This is a genomic window from Sulfurimonas iocasae (assembly GCF_047716755.1).
Classification (GTDB): Bacteria; Campylobacterota; Campylobacteria; order Campylobacterales; family Sulfurimonadaceae; genus Sulfurimonas.
On the sequence record NZ_CP180409.1, the window covers coordinates 928,143 to 946,821 of the forward strand.

General features: G+C 40.0%; 8 protein-coding genes, 1 tRNA gene and 3 rRNA genes. 10 read left to right on the plus strand and 2 right to left on the minus strand.

Annotated elements, in window-relative coordinates; genetic code table 11:
• Positions 1 to 4 precede the first annotated feature (4 nt).
• The 10 genes from ACLHDE_RS04725 to rrf all read left to right on the plus strand — a co-directional run bounded on the left by ACLHDE_RS04725 (position 5) and on the right by rrf (position 10,388).
• Positions 5 to 340, plus strand: coding sequence for a hypothetical protein (locus ACLHDE_RS04725; protein WP_415398056.1), 336 nt, complete (start codon positions 5 to 7; stop codon positions 338 to 340).
• Positions 337 to 1,020, plus strand: a complete 684-nt coding sequence (locus tag ACLHDE_RS04730) for an RNA polymerase sigma factor FliA (RefSeq protein WP_415398057.1) — start codon at positions 337 to 339, stop codon at positions 1,018 to 1,020. Before ACLHDE_RS04725 ends, ACLHDE_RS04730 begins: the two co-directional genes overlap by 4 nt.
• A gap of 1 nt (position 1,021) precedes the next feature.
• Positions 1,022 to 2,089, plus strand: a complete 1,068-nt coding sequence (gene fliM / locus ACLHDE_RS04735) for a flagellar motor switch protein FliM (RefSeq protein WP_415398058.1) — start codon at positions 1,022 to 1,024, stop codon at positions 2,087 to 2,089.
• Between the two features lie 21 nt (positions 2,090 to 2,110).
• Entirely contained in the window at positions 2,111 to 2,980 is an 870-nt protein-coding gene (fliY, locus tag ACLHDE_RS04740) for a flagellar motor switch protein FliY (protein WP_415398059.1), read from the plus strand.
• Between the two features lie 2 nt (positions 2,981 to 2,982).
• Positions 2,983 to 3,753: a TIGR00730 family Rossman fold protein gene (locus tag ACLHDE_RS04745; RefSeq protein WP_415398060.1), complete on the plus strand. Its 771-nt coding sequence runs from the start codon at positions 2,983 to 2,985 to the stop codon at positions 3,751 to 3,753.
• 2 nt (positions 3,754 to 3,755) lie between these two features.
• Complete coding sequence (gene mnmA, locus ACLHDE_RS04750; RefSeq protein WP_415398061.1) at positions 3,756 to 4,787, plus strand: tRNA 2-thiouridine(34) synthase MnmA; 1,032 nt, start codon at positions 3,756 to 3,758, stop codon at positions 4,785 to 4,787.
• A gap of 446 nt (positions 4,788 to 5,233) precedes the next feature.
• Positions 5,234 to 6,762: ribosomal RNA gene (locus ACLHDE_RS04755) — 16S ribosomal RNA — on the plus strand.
• Positions 6,763 to 6,876: 114 nt separating this feature from the next.
• Positions 6,877 to 6,952: transfer RNA gene (locus ACLHDE_RS04760), tRNA-Ala, on the plus strand.
• A gap of 238 nt (positions 6,953 to 7,190) precedes the next feature.
• Positions 7,191 to 10,087 (plus strand): 23S ribosomal RNA (locus tag ACLHDE_RS04765).
• A gap of 185 nt (positions 10,088 to 10,272) precedes the next feature.
• Positions 10,273 to 10,388, plus strand: a 5S ribosomal RNA gene (gene rrf / locus ACLHDE_RS04770).
• Together the 16S, 23S and 5S rRNA genes with 1 tRNA gene alongside form the textbook arrangement of a ribosomal RNA operon.
• A gap of 73 nt (positions 10,389 to 10,461) precedes the next feature.
• Here the strand turns inward: rrf and ACLHDE_RS04775 are convergent.
• Both ACLHDE_RS04775 and ACLHDE_RS04780 read right to left on the minus strand, forming a co-directional pair.
• On the minus strand, positions 10,462 to 11,724 hold the full coding sequence (locus tag ACLHDE_RS04775; protein ID WP_415398062.1) for a Sel1-like repeat-containing protein kinase family protein: 1,263 nt from the start codon (positions 11,722 to 11,724) through the stop codon (positions 10,462 to 10,464).
• A 2-nt stretch (positions 11,725 to 11,726) separates the two neighbouring features.
• Positions 11,727 to 18,650: a hypothetical protein gene (locus ACLHDE_RS04780; RefSeq protein WP_415398063.1), complete on the minus strand. Its 6,924-nt coding sequence runs from the start codon at positions 18,648 to 18,650 to the stop codon at positions 11,727 to 11,729.
• Positions 18,651 to 18,679 lie beyond the last annotated feature (29 nt).

An 18,679-nucleotide genomic window follows, 5' to 3' on the forward strand; every position in this document is an offset into this window, starting at 1 on the left:
ATGGATGTTAGGTGAAAACTTTGTATATTTTTTTACAGTTCAAGGCTTTTTTGTTGGAATAATTTTTGGTGTATTAAAGTCTTTTGATGCTGAGGGATTACTTTTATACACTTTTTTTATAACCATATTCTTTTATCTGTTTTCACATATTGTGATTGCTCTATATTACAACACGTTTACCGCAAAGTCTTATTTCTTTCCTAAAGAATCACATGAGATGGATTTAGATCTTTTTGTAAAAGAGATAAATAAAAGAGAGAAGCTTATAGACTCTGTTTACAAAATAACAGATGCTGCAATTAAAATGAACTCTAATGAGATGTCAGGACAAAAAAGATGATTTCTACATATAATGAAGATATCAAGCATAAAGAAGATGAACTCGCAATTCAATATTTGCCTGCAGTAAAAGGAATGGCATTTAGACTTAAAGAGAGACTGCCTAGTTCAATTGACTATATGGATTTATCAGCTATTGGAACAGAAGAGCTGATAAAACTAGCAAGAAGATATGATGAGACATTAAACGATTCTTTTTGGGGATATGCAAATAAAAGAGTTTATGGAGCAATGCTTGATTATTTAAGAAGCCTAGATATTTTATCTCGTGCTAGTAGAAAACTTGTAAAAGCGATAGACTATGCAGTTGAAGAATATAGAGTTACTCATGATGATGAGCCTACGGATTTACAACTATCAGAGTTGCTTGATGAAACTGAAGAAAAGGTTCACGATGCTAGAATAGCATCTACCATTTATACAGTTATGCCACTACATGATCAACTTCAGGTTGGTGATGAAGGTGCAGCATTAGCTCTTATTGAAAAAGAGGAACTTGTGGATATAATTAAAAAAGTTCTCTCAGGATATAATGAAAGAGAACAGATGATTATTCAGTTTTACTACTTTGAAGAGTTGACACTTAGAGAGATAAGTGAAATTTTAGATATTACAGAGTCTAGAATTTCACAGATTCATAAATCTGTTATTCATAAAATTAAAGAAAGTGTAGGGGCGTAATATGGCAGATATACTTTCACAAGAAGAGATTGACGCACTACTCGATGTTGTTGAAGATGAAGGTGATGATGTCTTAGAGAGTTCAGATGATAATCTTCTCCCTCAAAGACAAGTAACTCTTTACGACTTTAAAAGACCTAATAGGGTTTCAAAAGAGCAGTTACGTGCATTTCGTGGTGTTCATGATAAGATGGCACGCTCACTAGCATCTCAAATATCTTCTATTATGCGTTCGATTGTTGAAATTCAACTCCACTCGGTTGATCAAATGACGTATGGTGAGTTTCTTATGTCACTTCCAAATCCAACGAGTTTTAATGTTTTCTCTGTAAAACCTTTAGAGGGAAGTGGTGTAATAGAGATAAATCCATCTATTGCTTTTCCTATGTTAGACCGTCTTTTGGGTGGGAAAGGGGAGCCTTTTGATGCAAGTAGAGAGTTCTCAGATATAGAGTTAAGTCTTTTTGAGACGATTCTTCGTGTTATGATGAGTACATTAAAAGAGGCTTGGGGACCTGTAATGGAGATTTATCCTACAGTCGAGTCTAAAGAATCAAGTCCCAATGTTGTTCAAATTGTTGCTCAAAATGAGATTGTTGTAATGGTAGTTATGGAGATTATAATTGGCCATAGTTCTGGTATGATGAATATTTGTTACCCAGTTATATCTTTAGAACCTATTTTGCCTAAATTGGCAAGTAGAGATTTGATGCTAAATGAAACAAGTACTAAAAAAAGTAGAAATACAGAACTGCAAGTTTTGCTTGGTGGTGCAAAGGTAAATGTAGAAGCAAACCTAGGAAATGCTGAACTTACAATGAAAGATGTTCTAGACCTGCATATCGGCGATATTGTGCGACTTTCAAGTGCAGCAGATGATATTGTAACGGTTAGTATAGATGGCAAAGAAAGATTTCGTGGTGAAATAGGACTGCGAAGATTTAGAAAATCCATACAAATTTCAGAGGTTATTGATACAGAAAAAGATGCAGTTAAACGTGCATTAGAAAATTTCGAAAACTTAAGACATGAGAAAATATCTGGAGTTAGAGATCTAGTAGATGGTTAGAATAAAATGAAAGGTAAATAAATGAATGAATTTATGAAACTATTTGAAGATGAAACAATTGGTACTGTAGAAGCTCTTGTTGGTCAAGCGCCAACACTAGAGATACAAGAGGAACAAACTTTAAGTATTATCTCAAATATTATCCCTCCAATAGTACTAGCTAAAATAAGTATTAGTGGAGATATTGAAGCTACCGCGATGGTTGCTCTTACACCAAATCTTGCAGCTTCATTATCGGATTTGATGATGGGTGAAGAAGCAAGTGATAGAGATGATGTAAGTGACGATGATTTAGATGCTTCAAAAGAGATAATTTCAAATATATTTGGTGCAATTGGTAACTCTTTATCAGCTCAAAAAGAGCTACCACTATTAGCATTTAAAATTGATAGTATTGAGTTTGTTAGTGATGACTCTGAAGTAAGTCTAGAAGAATATAGCAAAATGTATGTTTATAAATTCATTTTAGGTGAACTTTCTGCTCTATTTATGCTTATATTAGATGAAAAACTAAATAGTATACTTGATGGAAAAACTGCAGAAAACACCAATGATAGTTTTTCATCAAATACCCCTTCTATGGGTGGTGATACCTTTACTTCAGATATTAAGCTAAATGGTGAAGAGATGAATAATATCTCACTTATTATGGATGTTAAACTACCTGTTCGTGTTAGAATAGGTAAAAAGAAAATGTTATTAAAAGATGTTTTAAATATGGATATTGGTTCTGTTATTGAGTTAAATCAGCTAGCAAATGATCCTTTGGATATTTTAGTAGATAATCATGTTATAGCACAAGGTGAAGTTGTAATCGTAGATGGTAACTTTGGTGTTCAAATTACGTCTATTGGGTCAAAAAGAGAGCGATTAACTCAGCTCAAGGCATAAGAATGAAAACCTATAAAGATGAATTAGCAAAAAAATATATAAAAGATATAAAGTCAGCTGATGTTTGGAGTGTTTTTAAAATTCTTACTGATTTTGTAAAAGGTTTTGATGACCTTGGTGAATTAGGACCAACAGTTACTATATTTGGTAGTGCAAGAACACATAAAAATGATTCTTACTATAAAAAAGCTCAAAAATTAGGTTCTATGTTAGGTTCTCGTGGTTTTAATATAATAACAGGTGGTGGACCTGGAATTATGGAAGGTGCAAACAGAGGTGCTTATAAACATAAAGATGTTGAGTCTATAGGTTTAAATATTGATCTTCCGTTTGAGCAAACTGCGAACAGATACACAACAAAAGAATTAAGTTTTGATTATTTTTTCTCAAGAAAAGTAATGTTAGTCAAGTATTCAATGGCATATGTTATATTTCCTGGCGGATACGGAACTCTAGATGAACTGTTCGAAGCTTTAACACTTATTCAAACAAGAAAAGTAACAGGTGTTAAAGTTTTTGTAGTAGGTGTTGATTTTTATAAGCCGCTTATGGAGTTTATTAAGAATAAGTTGGTCAATAATGGTATGATAGATGATGTAGACTTTGAAATAATCAGATTAACGGATGATTTAAAGGCAATAGTTGAAGAGGTTGAGCAATCATTATTAGAACAGATTGAAATGCTTAAGGAAGCTGGCCTTGGTGATTCACAATATTGTAAGTCATTATCAGAGTTTTCTACAGACAAAAATATAAAACACAAAGATATATAGAAATGAATAGTAAAAAAAAAGTATTAGTTGGAATGAGTGGTGGAGTTGACTCAACTGTATCAGCTCTTTTACTAAAGAAAGATGGTTATGATGTAGAGGGCTTATATATGAAGCTTCACTCAAAACCAGGCTATCATGAAATACATCTTGCCCGCGCACAAAAAGCTGCAAATTTTGTCGGTATGAAACTTCATGTCTTAGATTTACAGGACACATTTAATGAAAAAGTATTTCAGCCATTTATTGATACTTATGCAGAAGGTAAAACACCAAATCCATGTGCACTATGTAATAGAAACCTGAAGTTTGGTGAAATGGTTAAGTTTGCAGACTCTATTGGTGCAGATTATGTAGCAACAGGACACTATATAAAAACAGATGGAAGATACTTCTATCAAGCAGAAGATGATACTAAAGATCAGAGTTACTTTCTATTTTACGTTCAAAAAAATATTTTGTCTAAGCTTATTTTTCCACTTGGAAGCAGACATAAAAGTGATATAAAAGAATTTGCTGCATCTATTAAAGGTCTAGAGTCTTTTGCATCTCAAGGTGAATCAAGTGAGATATGTTTTGTTGAAACTACATATACAGACTTACTAAAAGATTATGTAGATGTAGATAACAGAGGTGAAGTGTTTGATCAAGATGGTAATGTAGTAGGTGAACATAAAGGTTATATGCACTATACAATTGGAAAACGTAAAGGTTTTACAGTAAAAGGTGCACATGAACCTCACTACGTACTAAGCATAGATGCTAAAAAGAATCAAATTACTGTAGGTAAAAAAGAAGAACTCGCATGCAATAATGTGATTTTGGAAAATCTAAATATGTTTGATGATTCAGATGAGTTTGATACTACTGTTAAGTTGAGATACAGAACCAAAGCTGTACCTTGTCATGTAAAGATTGAAAATGACAAAGCAACAGTAACTCTAAAAGAGAGTGTATTTGGTGTAGCAACTGGTCAAGCCGCTGTATTCTATGATGGTGATAAGCTGATTGGTGGCGGTTGGATTTGTGCAGTTTAACGCACAAACCAATTACAACTAAAAACAACTTCAAAACTTCTCTCAAACTTCCCAACCGATTAAGAATCTTCTAAGCAACAACCCCCTATAATTCCCATCCACAAACAAAGAGACCTTGTTAAAGAGGGCTAGAGAGACTTCGAGTTGAAGCTTTTGAGATTGTTTGAGATCATTGAAAACTAAGCAAGTAAATAGACTTAATAACTAACGAAACAGTTAGTAATTAGCTCATTAATAAGTTTACTTAGAAATAACTAATTAACAACAACCGTCTATTCTATTTTGAATCCAATTTATTGGATCCCTTATAGTAATAGATACATACAAAAAAGTCCATAAACTGTTCACGCGGTTTATGGCAACAAAGCCAATGAATTTTAATTCTTGGGCAAAAGATCAGTAATGCACAGCAATGTGTTCTTTACATAATCTGTCTTCGGACAACAATTATGGAGAGTTTGATCCTGGCTCAGAGTGAACGCTGGCGGCGTGCTTAACACATGCAAGTCGAACGATGAACCGAAACTTATCACTTGTGGTAGGCTAGGGGATTAGTGGCGCACGGGTGAGTAATATATAGTTAATGTACCTCGAAGACCGGGATAGCCATTGGAAACGATGATTAATACTGGATACACCTTCTAAACTCAAGTTTAGTCGGGAAACGTTTTTTCGCTTCGAGATCAGACTATATCCCATCAGTTAGTTGGTAGTGTAAGAGACTACCAAGGCAATGACGGGTAGCGGGTTTGAGAGGATGATCCGCCACACTGGTACTGAGACACGGACCAGACTCCTACGGGAGGCAGCAGTGAGGAATATTGCACAATGGGGGAAACCCTGATGCAGCAACGCCGCGTGGAGGATGACGCATTTCGGTGTGTAAACTCCTTTTATGAGTCAAGAAAATGACGGTAGCTCATGAATAAGCACCGGCTAACTCCGTGCCAGCAGCCGCGGTAATACGGAGGGTGCAAGCGTTACTCGGAATCACTGGGCGTAAAGGACGCGTAGGCTGGCTCGTAAGTCAGATGTGAAATCCTATGGCTTAACCATAGAACTGCATTTGAAACTACGAGCCTAGAGTATGGGAGGGGGAGATGGAATTAGTGGTGTAGGGGTAAAATCCGTAGATATCACTAGGAATACCGAAAGCGAAGGCGATCTCCTGGAACATAACTGACGCTGAGGCGTGAAAGCGTGGGGAGCAAACGGGATTAGATACCCCGGTAGTCCACGCCCTAAACGATGAACACTAGTCGTCGGGATGCTTGTCATCTCGGTGATGCACTTAACAGATTAAGTGTTCCGCCTGGGGAGTACGGTCGCAAGATTAAAACTCAAAGGAATAGACGGGGACCCGCACAAGTGGTGGAGCATGTGGTTTAATTCGAAGATACGCGAAGAACCTTACCTAGCCTTGACATTGATAGAACACCCTAGAGATAGAGTGGTGCCCTTCGGGGAACTTGAAAACAGGTGCTGCACGGCTGTCGTCAGCTCGTGTCGTGAGATGTTGGGTTAAGTCCCGCAACGAGCGCAACCCTCGTCCTTAGTTGCCAGCAGGTTATGCTGGGCACTCTAAGGAGACTGCCTTCGCAAGGAGGAGGAAGGTGAGGACGACGTCAAGTCATCATGGCCCTTATGGCTAGGGCTACACACGTGCTACAATGGGGCGTACAGAGAGTTGCGATACCGCGAGGTGGAGCCAATCTCATAAAGCGTCTCTCAGTTCGGATTGAAGTCTGCAACTCGACTTCATGAAGCTGGAATCACTAGTAATCGTAGATCAGCAATGCTACGGTGAATACGTTCCCGGGTCTTGTACTCACCGCCCGTCACACCATGGGAGTTGATTTCGCCCGAAATTGGGAAGCTAACCTTCGGGAGGCTACCACTTACGGCGGAATTAGCGACTGGGGTGAAGTCGTAACAAGGTAACCGTAGGAGAACCTGCGGTTGGATCACCTCCTTTCTAGAGTAAAGAGAAAACATTCATTTGTTTATCTTGTCAAAAGAAAATCTCACGAAGAGATGTTAGTTATTAGTTTATTACTTGCTTAGTTTTCAGTGATCTATCACTTGAAATGGGGAATTAGCTCAGCTGGGAGAGCGCCTGCCTTGCACGCAGGAGGTCAGCGGTTCGATCCCGCTATTCTCCACCATTTCATTTTAAATTCTAAAACAAGTTTCAAACTAAATCCAAGTACTTAAGTTAAGTATTTCGATTTGGTTTTAAACCAAAAAGTTCATTAAATTATAATTGTTAAAGTCAACATATATAAATAAAGAGAGAATTTATTCTATTATTAATTATATTAACTAAATAACTACAAAATCAACAGGATCTGTCTTGAATGATGTATTAGTACATTAAACAAGGTAGTGAACGCAAATTAGAATAAAAAAGATATTAAGGGCCATAGGTGGATGCCTTGGCTAGTAGAGGCGATGAAAGACGTATTAGGCTGCGATAAGCCTCGGGGAGCTGCCAAAGAGCTTTGATCCGGGGATTTCTGAATGGGGCGACCCAGCATGGTGCGAATCATGTTACAACTTAGGTTGGGCGAACTCAGGGAAGTGAAACATCTCAGTACCTGAAGGAAAAGAAATCAAACGAGATTCCCAAAGTAGCGGCGAGCGAAATGGGATTAGGGCACTTAGTGATAATATATTTGTTAGCAGAACACTTTGGAAAGAGTGAGCATAGAGGGTGATACTCCCGTAAGCGAAAACATTTATATGGTACTAGACTAAGGAACGAGTAGGTCGGGACACGTGTTATCTTGACTGAATATGGGGGGACCACCCTCCAACCCTAAATACTACTACTAGACCGATAGCGAACAAGTACCGTGAGGGAAAGGTGAAAAGGACCGCGGTGAGCGGAGTGAAATAGAACCTGAAACCTATGGCTTACAATCATTCGGAGCACTATTGTCGCAAGACAAGTGTGACGGACTGCCTTTTGCATAATGAGCCTGCGAGTTGTGGTATCTGGCAAGGTTAATCGAACGAGAAGCCGTAGCGAAAGCGAGTCTTAATAGGGCGACATAGTCAGATGCTGCAGACCCGAAACTGAGTGATCTATCCATGAGCAGGTTGAAGCTGGTGTAAGAGCCAGTGGAGGACCGAACCCGTAGAAGTTGAAAATTCTTGGGATGACTTGTGGATAGGGGTGAAAGGCCAATCAAACTCAGTGATAGCTGGTTCTCTCCGAAATATATTTAGGTATAGCCTCGAGCATTAGCGTATAGGGGTAGAGCACTGACAGGGCTAGGGCTGCTTACCGCGGTACCAAACCCTATCAAACTCCGAATACTATACGTGTAACCTCGGGAGTCAGGCGTAGGGTGATAAAATCCTATGTCGAGAGGGGAACAACCCAGACTAGCAGCTAAGGTCCCAAAGTCTTGTCTAAGTGGAAAAGGATGTGGAGTTGCTGTGACAACCAGGAGGTTGGCTTAGAAGCAGCCATCCTTTAAAGAAAGCGTAACAGCTCACTGGTCTAGCGATTCTGCGCCGAAAATATAACGGGGCTAAGACAAGCACCGAAGCTCTAGATTTATGATTTATCATAAGTGGTAGGAGAGCGTTCCATTCAGCGCTGAAGGTACACCGGTAAGGAGTGCTGGAGCGGATGGAAGTGAGCATGCAGGCATGAGTAGCGAGAAAAGGGATGAGAATTCCCTTCGCCGTAAACCCAAGGTTTCCTACGCGATGCTCGTCATCGTAGGGTTAGTCGGGACCTAAGTCGAGTCCGAAAGGGGTAGACGATGGCAAATCGGTTAATATTCCGATACCGACCGTTGTTCGTTTGAGTGATGGGGGGACGCATAGAGTTAATTGAGCTCGCTGATGGAATAGCGGGTCGAAGGATGTAGGTCGAGAAGTAGGAAAATCCGCTTCTCATGAGACCGAGATCTTACAGGCAGACCAATCTCTTCGGAGAGCGGTTTGAATCAATGATACTGTCGTGCCGAGAAAAGCCTCTAAACGAGAACAACGGTTGCCCGTACCGTAAACCAACACAGGTGGGTGAGATGAGTATTCTAAGGCGCGTGGAAGAACCATTGTTAAGGAACTCTGCAAACTAGCACCGTATCTTCGGTATAAGGTGTGCCTAAACTGTAAAGAGATTTACTCTCTGAAGCGGTTCAAGGTCGCAGCAAAGTGTCCCTCCCGACTGTTTACCAAAAACACAGCACTCTGCTAACTCGTAAGAGGATGTATAGGGTGTGACGCCTGCCCGGTGCTTGAATGTTAAAAGGATTGCTTAGCTTCGGCGAAGGCTTGAATTGAAGCACAAGTAAACGGCGGCCGTAACTATAACGGTCCTAAGGTAGCGAAATTCCTTGTCGGTTAAATACCGACCTGCATGAATGGCGTAACGAGATGGGAGCTGTCTCAACAATGGATCCAGTGAAATTGTAGTGGAGGTGAAAATTCCTCCTACCCGCGGAAAGACGGAAAGACCCCGTGCACCTTTACTATAGCTTGACACTGCTATTGGGATATTCATGTGCAGGATAGGTGGGAGCCTTTGATTCATAGACGCCAGTTTATGATGAGGCATCCTTGAGATACCACCCTTGAATATTCTGATAGCTAACTCCGTACAATTATCTTGTGCGAGGACAATGTCTGGTGGGTAGTTTGACTGGGGCGGTCGCCTCCTAAAAAGTAACGGAGGCTTACAAAGGTTAGCTCAGAGGGGTTGGAAATCCCTCGTAGAGTATAATGGCATAAGCTAGCCTGACTGTGAGACATACAAGTCGAGCAGAGTCGAAAGACGGTCATAGTGATCCGGTGGTTCTGTGTGGAAGGGCCATCGCTCAAAGGATAAAAGGTACGCCGGGGATAACAGGCTGATCTCCCCCAAGAGCTCACATCGACGGGGAGGTTTGGCACCTCGATGTCGGCTCATCGCATCCTGGGGCTGGAGCAGGTCCCAAGGGTATGGCTGTTCGCCATTTAAAGCGGTACGCGAGCTGGGTTCAGAACGTCGTGAGACAGTTCGGTCCCTATCTTCCGTGGGCGTAGGAACGTTGAGGAGAGCTGACCCTAGTACGAGAGGACCGGGTTGGACGTACCACTGGTGCACCAGTTGTTCTGCCAAGAGCATCGCTGGGTAGCTACGTACGGATGAGATAACCGCTGAAAGCATCTAAGCGGGAAGCCAACTCCAAGATGAACGTTCCCTGAAGTACGCTTGAAGACTACAAGCTTGATAGGCTGGATGTGTACGCACAGCAATGTGTTTAGCTGACCAGTACTAATAGTACGTTTGTCTTTTTTACAGTTCTTTTATTAGAACACAATTCGTTCACTACCTTGTTTAGTGTATTACCAAATACATATAGTAGTTATTTACAAAACATGTTGACTTTAACAATCATAACTTAATGAGATTTCTCATTAATACCCCTTTATTGACTCATACAGTCAAGTCTAAGTACATTTCGATGTCTTTAGACTTGATTGTCTAGGTGGCTATAGAGAGAGGGAAACGCCTGGCTCCATTCCGAACCCAGAAGCTAAGCCTCTCATCGCTGATAATACTGATCCTTGCAGGATTGGAAATGTAGGTCGCTGCCTAGTTGATCAATTTACTACTTACCTTTTTTATCTTTTAATCATTTTTACTTTTATCTTTATTTACTAAGATACTAATTTATAGTGTGTTATTTTCTAACTCTTTTAATTTTTTATAAGCTGGTTTATATCCATTATATGCAGATTTTTTATAGTTTAAGATAGCTTTATTTATATCAATCTTACAACCCAGACCTTTCTCATACATATCTGCTAAATGATAAAGTGAGCGATCGTGTTCTTGATTGGATGCGTATGTAAAAAGCTCTATTGCTTTAGAATAGTTTTGCTTACAACCTTTAGCCATTTTATAGGAAAGTGCCAGATTAAATTGTGCTTTAGCAAGCCCCTGATCTGCTGAGAGTTGATAAAGTTCAATAGCTTTATTTAAATCTTGTTTAACATTAATACCTTCTTCATGAATCAGTCCAAATACATTTTGGGCATAGGAGATGCCATCATCAGACATAAATTTATATCTGTCGAATTCATGGGGATAGTTGTCTATATTTACACTTTTATAACTTTGTGCAATTTCTTTAAAGACAGTCTTAGTCTTCAGTATTTCACGTATTTCCTCTAAATTGGCTCTTGTTTTATAGTTTTTGTCTGTCATTCTTTTTATCAGATAAAACATTCTTTTTGATATCTTAGAATCAGGTATAGGTTCAGAGTATAGGTGAGAAAACATTTTTGAGGAAAAATCATTTTCATTTTTAAAACCATAAATGTGTTTAGCACTTAACATATAGTAAATGACACAACCCAAAGAGTATATATCAGATAAATATGTTTGAACTCCTCTGTATATCTCAGGAGCTGTAAAATCATTATCATTTTGAATATGTATAGTTTTTGAGGGAGACTCAGTTTTTACAACATCAAAATCTATAAGATAAAAACTATCTTCTTTTTTTAAAATATTTTCTGCTTTTATATCCCCATGAATTATTTTATTTTTATGTAAAAACTCTAAAGAAACAAGTAGTTTTAATAAAATTTCACATGTTAAAGACTCCGAAAAAGTCCCTTTTTTTACCAGTTTATCTATACTTAAATCATTACTATATTCCATAAGTAAAAATAAATTTCCTAAAACTTTTTTAGTTAAATATGTTTTTAAAAAAAGCTCCGATGTATTTAATATTTTAAGTACATTTAGTTGTTTTTGAATTCTTCTTATATTTGAATTATGCTTTAAAAACTTAAGAGCATATTCCTTAGAAGAGTTTCTAATATCAGATACATGAAAAACAGTTCCAAAGCCACCTTTTCCAAGCTGACTTAGAACTTTGTAACTATCTATTTGTATTGGTTTTTTAGAACTGTTTCTTAGTATCAAACTTAACCTTGGTCAATAGTTATATCTGTACTGATTTCCATTGTAACTGTCTCTCCACAAACATCGCCAGTTGCTTCTTGATATGTTGCTCCAGTCTCTTCATCTGTTTTAAAGTTACCTAAAGTCCATTCAGCATCCTCGCCATCAGTATTTAGTTCTATACTATCTGAACTGTCACCATCAATTCTAAGAATGTTGTCTGTATCTGTAACATTAAGTACATCCTCTGTTGAAAGAGAAGTGATGTTTTGAGCTCCATCTCCTAAGTTTATAGTTTCAATATTTGAAATATTATCACTTAAAGCACTAAAATCTATATCCATTCCATCATCTATTACTAATGTATCTAAACCTTCACCACCATCTATTAGAGCATTGCTACCTTCTAAATCTGTACCTTCACTGTTATTACTTCCACCATCATGACCAAACATTCCATTACCAGGACCACCAGAACCAAACATTCCATTACCAGAACCAGAGCCACCATGACCAAATGTTCCATTGCCAGAACCACCTGCCGATTTAAAGTCATTAGAATCAAGTTTAAATGTATCATCACCAGCTTCACCATAAGCTTTAAAGTCTTTACCACCTACGTCGATAGTATCGTTACCTTTTCCGCCATGAGCTTCTTGATTTTCTGCATTATCACCCATATTTATCGTATCATTACCATTTCCGCCATGAGCTTCTGATTGATCATTACCCATATTTATCGTTTCATCATCTTCCACACTTACTGCTACTGCTGTATCTAAATCAGCTTGAGCAGTAGTAGTAGTTCCAACTACTGTTGTAGCTACAACTGTTTCACCAGCTGCAGTTGCTGAACTTTCATAAGTAGTTGCTGCTGTTGTAGCAGTAACTATTGCTGCGTCTGCTGCGTCAATTGCGTTTTGGGCAGTAGCGATATCTGCTGCTGTTGGGTTTGTATTTGCTTCTAGAGTATTAACTGCTGCTTCTGCATCTGCTATTGCAATGTTTGCTGCATCTGCTGCACTATTAGCTGCTGCTAATAAGTCTGATACTGCTGCATCTGAATCTATCTCTGCAGCAACTGCTGTATCTAAATCAGCTTGAGCAGTAGTAGTAGTTCCAACTACTGTTGTAGCTACAACTGTTTCACCAGCTGCAGTTGCTGAACTTTCATAAGTAGTTGCTGCTGTTGTAGCAGTAACTATTGCTGCGTCTGCTGCGTCAATTGCGTTTTGGGCAGTAGCGATATCTGCTGCTGTTGGGTTATCATTTGCTTCTAGAGTATCAACTGCTGCTTCTGCATCTGCTATTGCAATGTTTGCTGCATCTGCTGCACTATTAGCTGCTGCTAATAAGTCTGATACTGCTGCATCTGAATCTATCTCTGCAGCAACTGCTGTATCTAAATCAGCTTGAGCAGTAGTAGTAGTTCCAACTACTGTTGTAGCTACAACTGTTTCACCAGCTGCAGTTGCTGAACTTTCATAAGTAGTTGCAGCTGTTGTAGCAGTAACTATTGCTGCGTCTGCTGCGTCAATTGCGTTTTGGGCAGTAGCGATATCTGCTGCTGTTGGGTTATCATTTGCTTCTAGAGTATCAACTGCTGCTTCTGCATCTGCTATTGCAATGTTTGCTGCATCTGCTGCACTATTAGCTGCTGCTAATAAGTCTGATACTGCTGCATCTGAATCTATCTCTGCAGCAACTGCTGTATCTAAATCAGCTTGAGCAGTAGTAGTAGTTCCAACTACTGTTGTAGCTACAACTGTTTCACCAGCTGCAGTTGCTGAACTTTCATAAGTAGTTGCTGCTGTTGTAGCAGTAACTATTGCTGCGTCTGCTGCGTCAATTGCGTTTTGGGCAGTAGCGATATCTGCTGCTGTTGGGTTTGTATTTGCTTCTAGAGTATCAACTGCTGCTTCTGCATCTGCTATTGCAATGTTTGCTGCATCTGCTGCACTATTAGCTGCTGCTAATAAGTCTGATACTGCTGCATCTGAATCTATCTCTGCAGCAACTGCTGTATCTAAATCAGCTTGAGCAGTAGTAGTAGTTCCAACTACTGTTGTAGCTACAACTGTTTCACCAGCTGCAGTTGCTGAACTTTCATAAGTAGTTGCTGCTGTTGTAGCAGTAACTATTGCTGCGTCTGCTGCGTCAATTGCGTTTTGGGCAGTAGCGATATCTGCTGCTGTTGGGTTATCATTTGCTTCTAGAGTATCAACTGCTGCTTCTGCATCTGCTATTGCAATGTTTGCTGCATCTGCTGCACTATTAGCTGCTGCTAATAAGTCTGATACTGCTGCATCTGAATCTATCTCTGCAGCAACTGCTGTATCTAAATCAGCTTGAGCAGTAGTAGTAGTTCCAACTACTGTTGTAGCTACAACTGTTTCACCAGCTGCAGTTGCTGAACTTTCATAAGTAGTTGCTGCTGTTGTAGCAGTAACTATTGCTGCGTCTGCTGCGTCAATTGCGTTTTGGGCAGTAGCGATATCTGCTGCTGTTGGGTTATCATTTGCTTCTAGAGTATCAACTGCTGCTTCTGCATCTGCTATTGCAATGTTTGCTGCATCTGCTGCACTATTAGCTGCTGCTAATAAGTCTGATACTGCTGCATCTGAATCTATCTCTGCAGCAACTGCTGTATCTAAATCAGCTTGAGCAGTAGTAGTAGTTCCAACTACTGTTGTAGCTACAACTGTTTCACCAGCTGCAGTTGCTGAACTTTCATAAGTAGTTGCAGCTGTTGTAGCAGTAACTATTGCTGCGTCTGCTGCGTCAATTGCGTTTTGGGCAGTAGCGATATCTGCTGCTGTTGGGTTTGTATTTGCTTCTAGAGTATTAACTGCTGCTTCTGCATCTGCTATTGCAATGTTTGCTGCATCTGCTGCACTATTAGCTGCTGCTAATAAGTCTGATACTGCTGCATCTGAATCTATCTCTGCAGCAACTGCTGTATCTAAATCAGCTTGAGCAGTAGTAGTAGTTCCAACTACTGTTGTAGCTACAACTGTTTCACCAGCTGCAGTTGCTGAACTTTCATAAGTAGTTGCTGCTGTTGTAGCAGTAACTATTGCTGCGTCTGCTGCGTCAATTGCGTTTTGGGCAGTAGCGATATCTGCTGCTGTTGGGTTATCATTTGCTTCTAGAGTATCAACTGCTGCTTCTGCATCTGCTATTGCAATGTTTGCTGCATCTGCTGCACTATTAGCTGCTGCTAATAAGTCTGATACTGCTGCATCTGAATCTATCTCTGCAGCAACTGCTGTATCTAAATCAGCTTGAGCAGTAGTAGTAGTTCCAACTACTGTTGTAGCTACAACTGTTTCACCAGCTGCAGTTGCTGAACTTTCATAAGTAGTTGCAGCTGTTGTAGCAGTAACTATTGCTGCGTCTGCTGCGTCAATTGCGTTTTGGGCAGTAGCGATATCTGCTGCTGTTGGGTTATCATTTGCTTCTAGAGTATCAACTGCTGCTTCTGCATCTGCTATTGCAATGTTTGCTGCATCTGCTGCACTATTAGCTGCTGCTAATAAGTCTGATACTGCTGCATCTGAATCTATCTCTGCAGCAACTGCTGTATCTAAATCAGCTTGAGCAGTAGTAGTAGTTCCAACTACTGTTGTAGCTACAACTGTTTCACCAGCTGCAGTTGCTGAACTTTCATAAGTAGTTGCTGCTGTTGTAGCAGTAACTATTGCTGCGTCTGCTGCGTCAATTGCGTTTTGGGCAGTAGCGATATCTGCTGCTGTTGGGTTTGTATTTGCTTCTAGAGTATCAACTGCTGCTTCTGCATCTGCTATTGCAATGTTTGCTGCATCTGCTGCACTATTAGCTGCTGCTAATAAGTCTGATACTGCTGCATCTGAATCTATCTCTGCAGCAACTGCTGTATCTAAATCAGCTTGAGCAGTAGTAGTAGTTCCAACTACTGTTGTAGCTACAACTGTTTCACCAGCTGCAGTTGCTGAACTTTCATAAGTAGTTGCTGCTGTTGTAGCAGTAACTATTGCTGCGTCTGCTGCGTCAATTGCGTTTTGGGCAGTAGCGATATCTGCTGCTGTTGGGTTATCATTTGCTTCTAGAGTATCAACTGCTGCTTCTGCATCTGCTATTGCAATGTTTGCTGCATCTGCTGCACTATTAGCTGCTGCTAATAAGTCTGATACTGCTGCATCTGAATCTATCTCTGCAGCAACTGCTGTATCTAAATCAGCTTGAGCAGTAGTAGTAGTTCCAACTACTGTTGTAGCTACAACTGTTTCACCAGCTGCAGTTGCTGAACTTTCATAAGTAGTTGCAGCTGTTGTAGCAGTAACTATTGCTGCGTCTGCTGCGTCAATTGCGTTTTGGGCAGTAGCGATATCTGCTGCTGTTGGGTTATCATTTGCTTCTAGAGTATCAACTGCTGCTTCTGCATCTGCTATTGCAATGTTTGCTGCATCTGCTGCACTATTAGCTGCTGCTAATAAGTCTGATACTGCTGCATCTGAATCTATCTCTGCAGCAACTGCTGTATCTAAATCAGCTTGAGCAGTAGTAGTAGTTCCAACTACTGTTGTAGCTACAACTGTTTCACCAGCTGCAGTTGCTGAACTTTCATAAGTAGTTGCTGCTGTTGTAGCAGTAACTATTGCTGCGTCTGCTGCGTCAATTGCGTTTTGGGCAGTAGCGATATCTGCTGCTGTTGGGTTTGTATTTGCTTCTAGAGTATCAACTGCTGCTTCTGCATCTGCTATTGCAATGTTTGCTGCATCTGCTGCACTATTAGCTGCTGCTAATAAGTCTGATACTGCTGCATCTGAATCTATCTCTGCAGCAACTGCTGTATCTAAATCAGCTTGAGCAGTAGTAGTAGTTCCAACTACTGTTGTAGCTACAACTGTTTCACCAGCTGCAGTTGCTGAACTTTCATAAGTAGTTGCTGCTGTTGTAGCAGTAACTATTGCTGCGTCTGCTGCGTCAATTGCGTTTTGGGCAGTAGCGATATCTGCTGCTGTTGGGTTATCATTTGCTTCTAGAGTATCAACTGCTGCTTCTGCATCTGCTATTGCAATGTTTGCTGCATCTGCTGCACTATTAGCTGCTGCTAATAAGTCTGATACTGCTGCATCTGAATCTATCTCTGCAGCAACTGCTGTATCTAAATCAGCTTGAGCAGTAGTAGTAGTTCCAACTACTGTTGTAGCTACAACTGTTTCACCAGCTGCAGTTGCTGAACTTTCATAAGTAGTTGCTGCTGTTGTAGCAGTAACTATTGCTGCGTCTGCTGCGTCAATTGCGTTTTGGGCAGTAGCGATATCTGCTGCTGTTGGGTTATCATTTGCTTCTAGAGTATCAACTGCTGCTTCTGCATCTGCTATTGCAATGTTTGCTGCATCTGCTGCACTATTAGCTGCTGCTAATAAGTCTGATACTGCTGCATCTGAATCTATCTCTGCAGCAACTGCTGTATCTAAATCAGCTTGAGCAGTAGTAGTAGTTCCAACTACTGTTGTAGCTACAACTGTTTCACCAGCTGCAGTTGCTGAACTTTCATAAGTAGTTGCAGCTGTTGTAGCAGTAACTATTGCTGCGTCTGCTGCGTCAATTGCGTTTTGGGCAGTAGCGATATCTGCTGCTGTTGGGTTTGTATTTGCTTCTAGAGTATTAACTGCTGCTTCTGCATCTGCTATTGCAATGTTTGCTGCATCTGCTGCACTATTAGCTGCTGCTAATAAGTCTGATACTGCTGCATCTGAATCTATCTCTGCAGCAACTGCTGTATCTAAATCAGCTTGAGCAGTAGTAGTAGTTCCAACTACTGTTGTAGCTACAACTGTTTCACCAGCTGCAGTTGCTGAACTTTCATAAGTAGTTGCTGCTGTTGTAGCAGTAACTATTGCTGCGTCTGCTGCGTCAATTGCGTTTTGGGCAGTAGCGATATCTGCTGCTGTTGGGTTATCATTTGCTTCTAGAGTATCAACTGCTGCTTCTGCATCTGCTATTGCAATGTTTGCTGCATCTGCTGCACTATTAGCTGCTGCTAATAAGTCTGATACTGCTGCATCTGAATCTATCTCTGCAGCAACTGCTGTATCTAAATCAGCTTGAGCAGTAGTAGTAGTTCCAACTACTGTTGTAGCTACAACTGTTTCACCAGCTGCAGTTGCTGAACTTTCATAAGTAGTTGCTGCTGTTGTAGCCGTAACTATTGCTGCGTCTGCTGCGTCAATTGCGTTTTGGGCAGTAGCGATATCTGCTGCTGTTGGGTTAGTGTTTGCTTCTAGAGTATTAACTGCTGTTTCTGCAGTTGCTATTGCAGTGTTTGCTGCATCTGCTGCACTATTTGCTGCTGCTTGTGCATCTGCTACTACAGTGTTTGCTACATTATTAGCTGGTGCTGCATTATTTGCTGCAGTTACTAAGCCTGCTGCTACATCTGGAAGGATCTCTATTTGAGCGCCTGTATTTGTTGCAGTACCTGAATCAAATGAACGATCTCTCAGACTTGCTGTTATATTTGAATTTGCATTATTTGATTCTACAATATCTATATTTTCACTATTAGCTTCAGTAAAGTTTGCCTCTCCACCATCAGATGATACAGCATTACCTTCTTCGCCAGCTGCAGTTTCAAGATTATCAATATCATCTGCTTCACCAAGATCATTTAATATTGATTTAATTGAATCTGGTTGAGTCTCTATCTCATTTTTTGCAAATTCTTCAGAGCTAAGAGAAGAATCAAAAAGCTGTTCTTGATCACCCATAACTACAACATCCGGGTAGCCATTAATCATACTTACAATAATACTGTCAATATCCTGATTTGCGGGGTCTCCAACTATAGTCTCACCTTCATAAATTTCGTCACCTTTTGAAACTTCTCTCAGTGAACCATCTTCCGCTCTTGCATAAAACTTACCTTGGATACTTGCTACTTTTCCAATTACATTTGACATTTTAGACCCCTAATATAAAATTATTATAA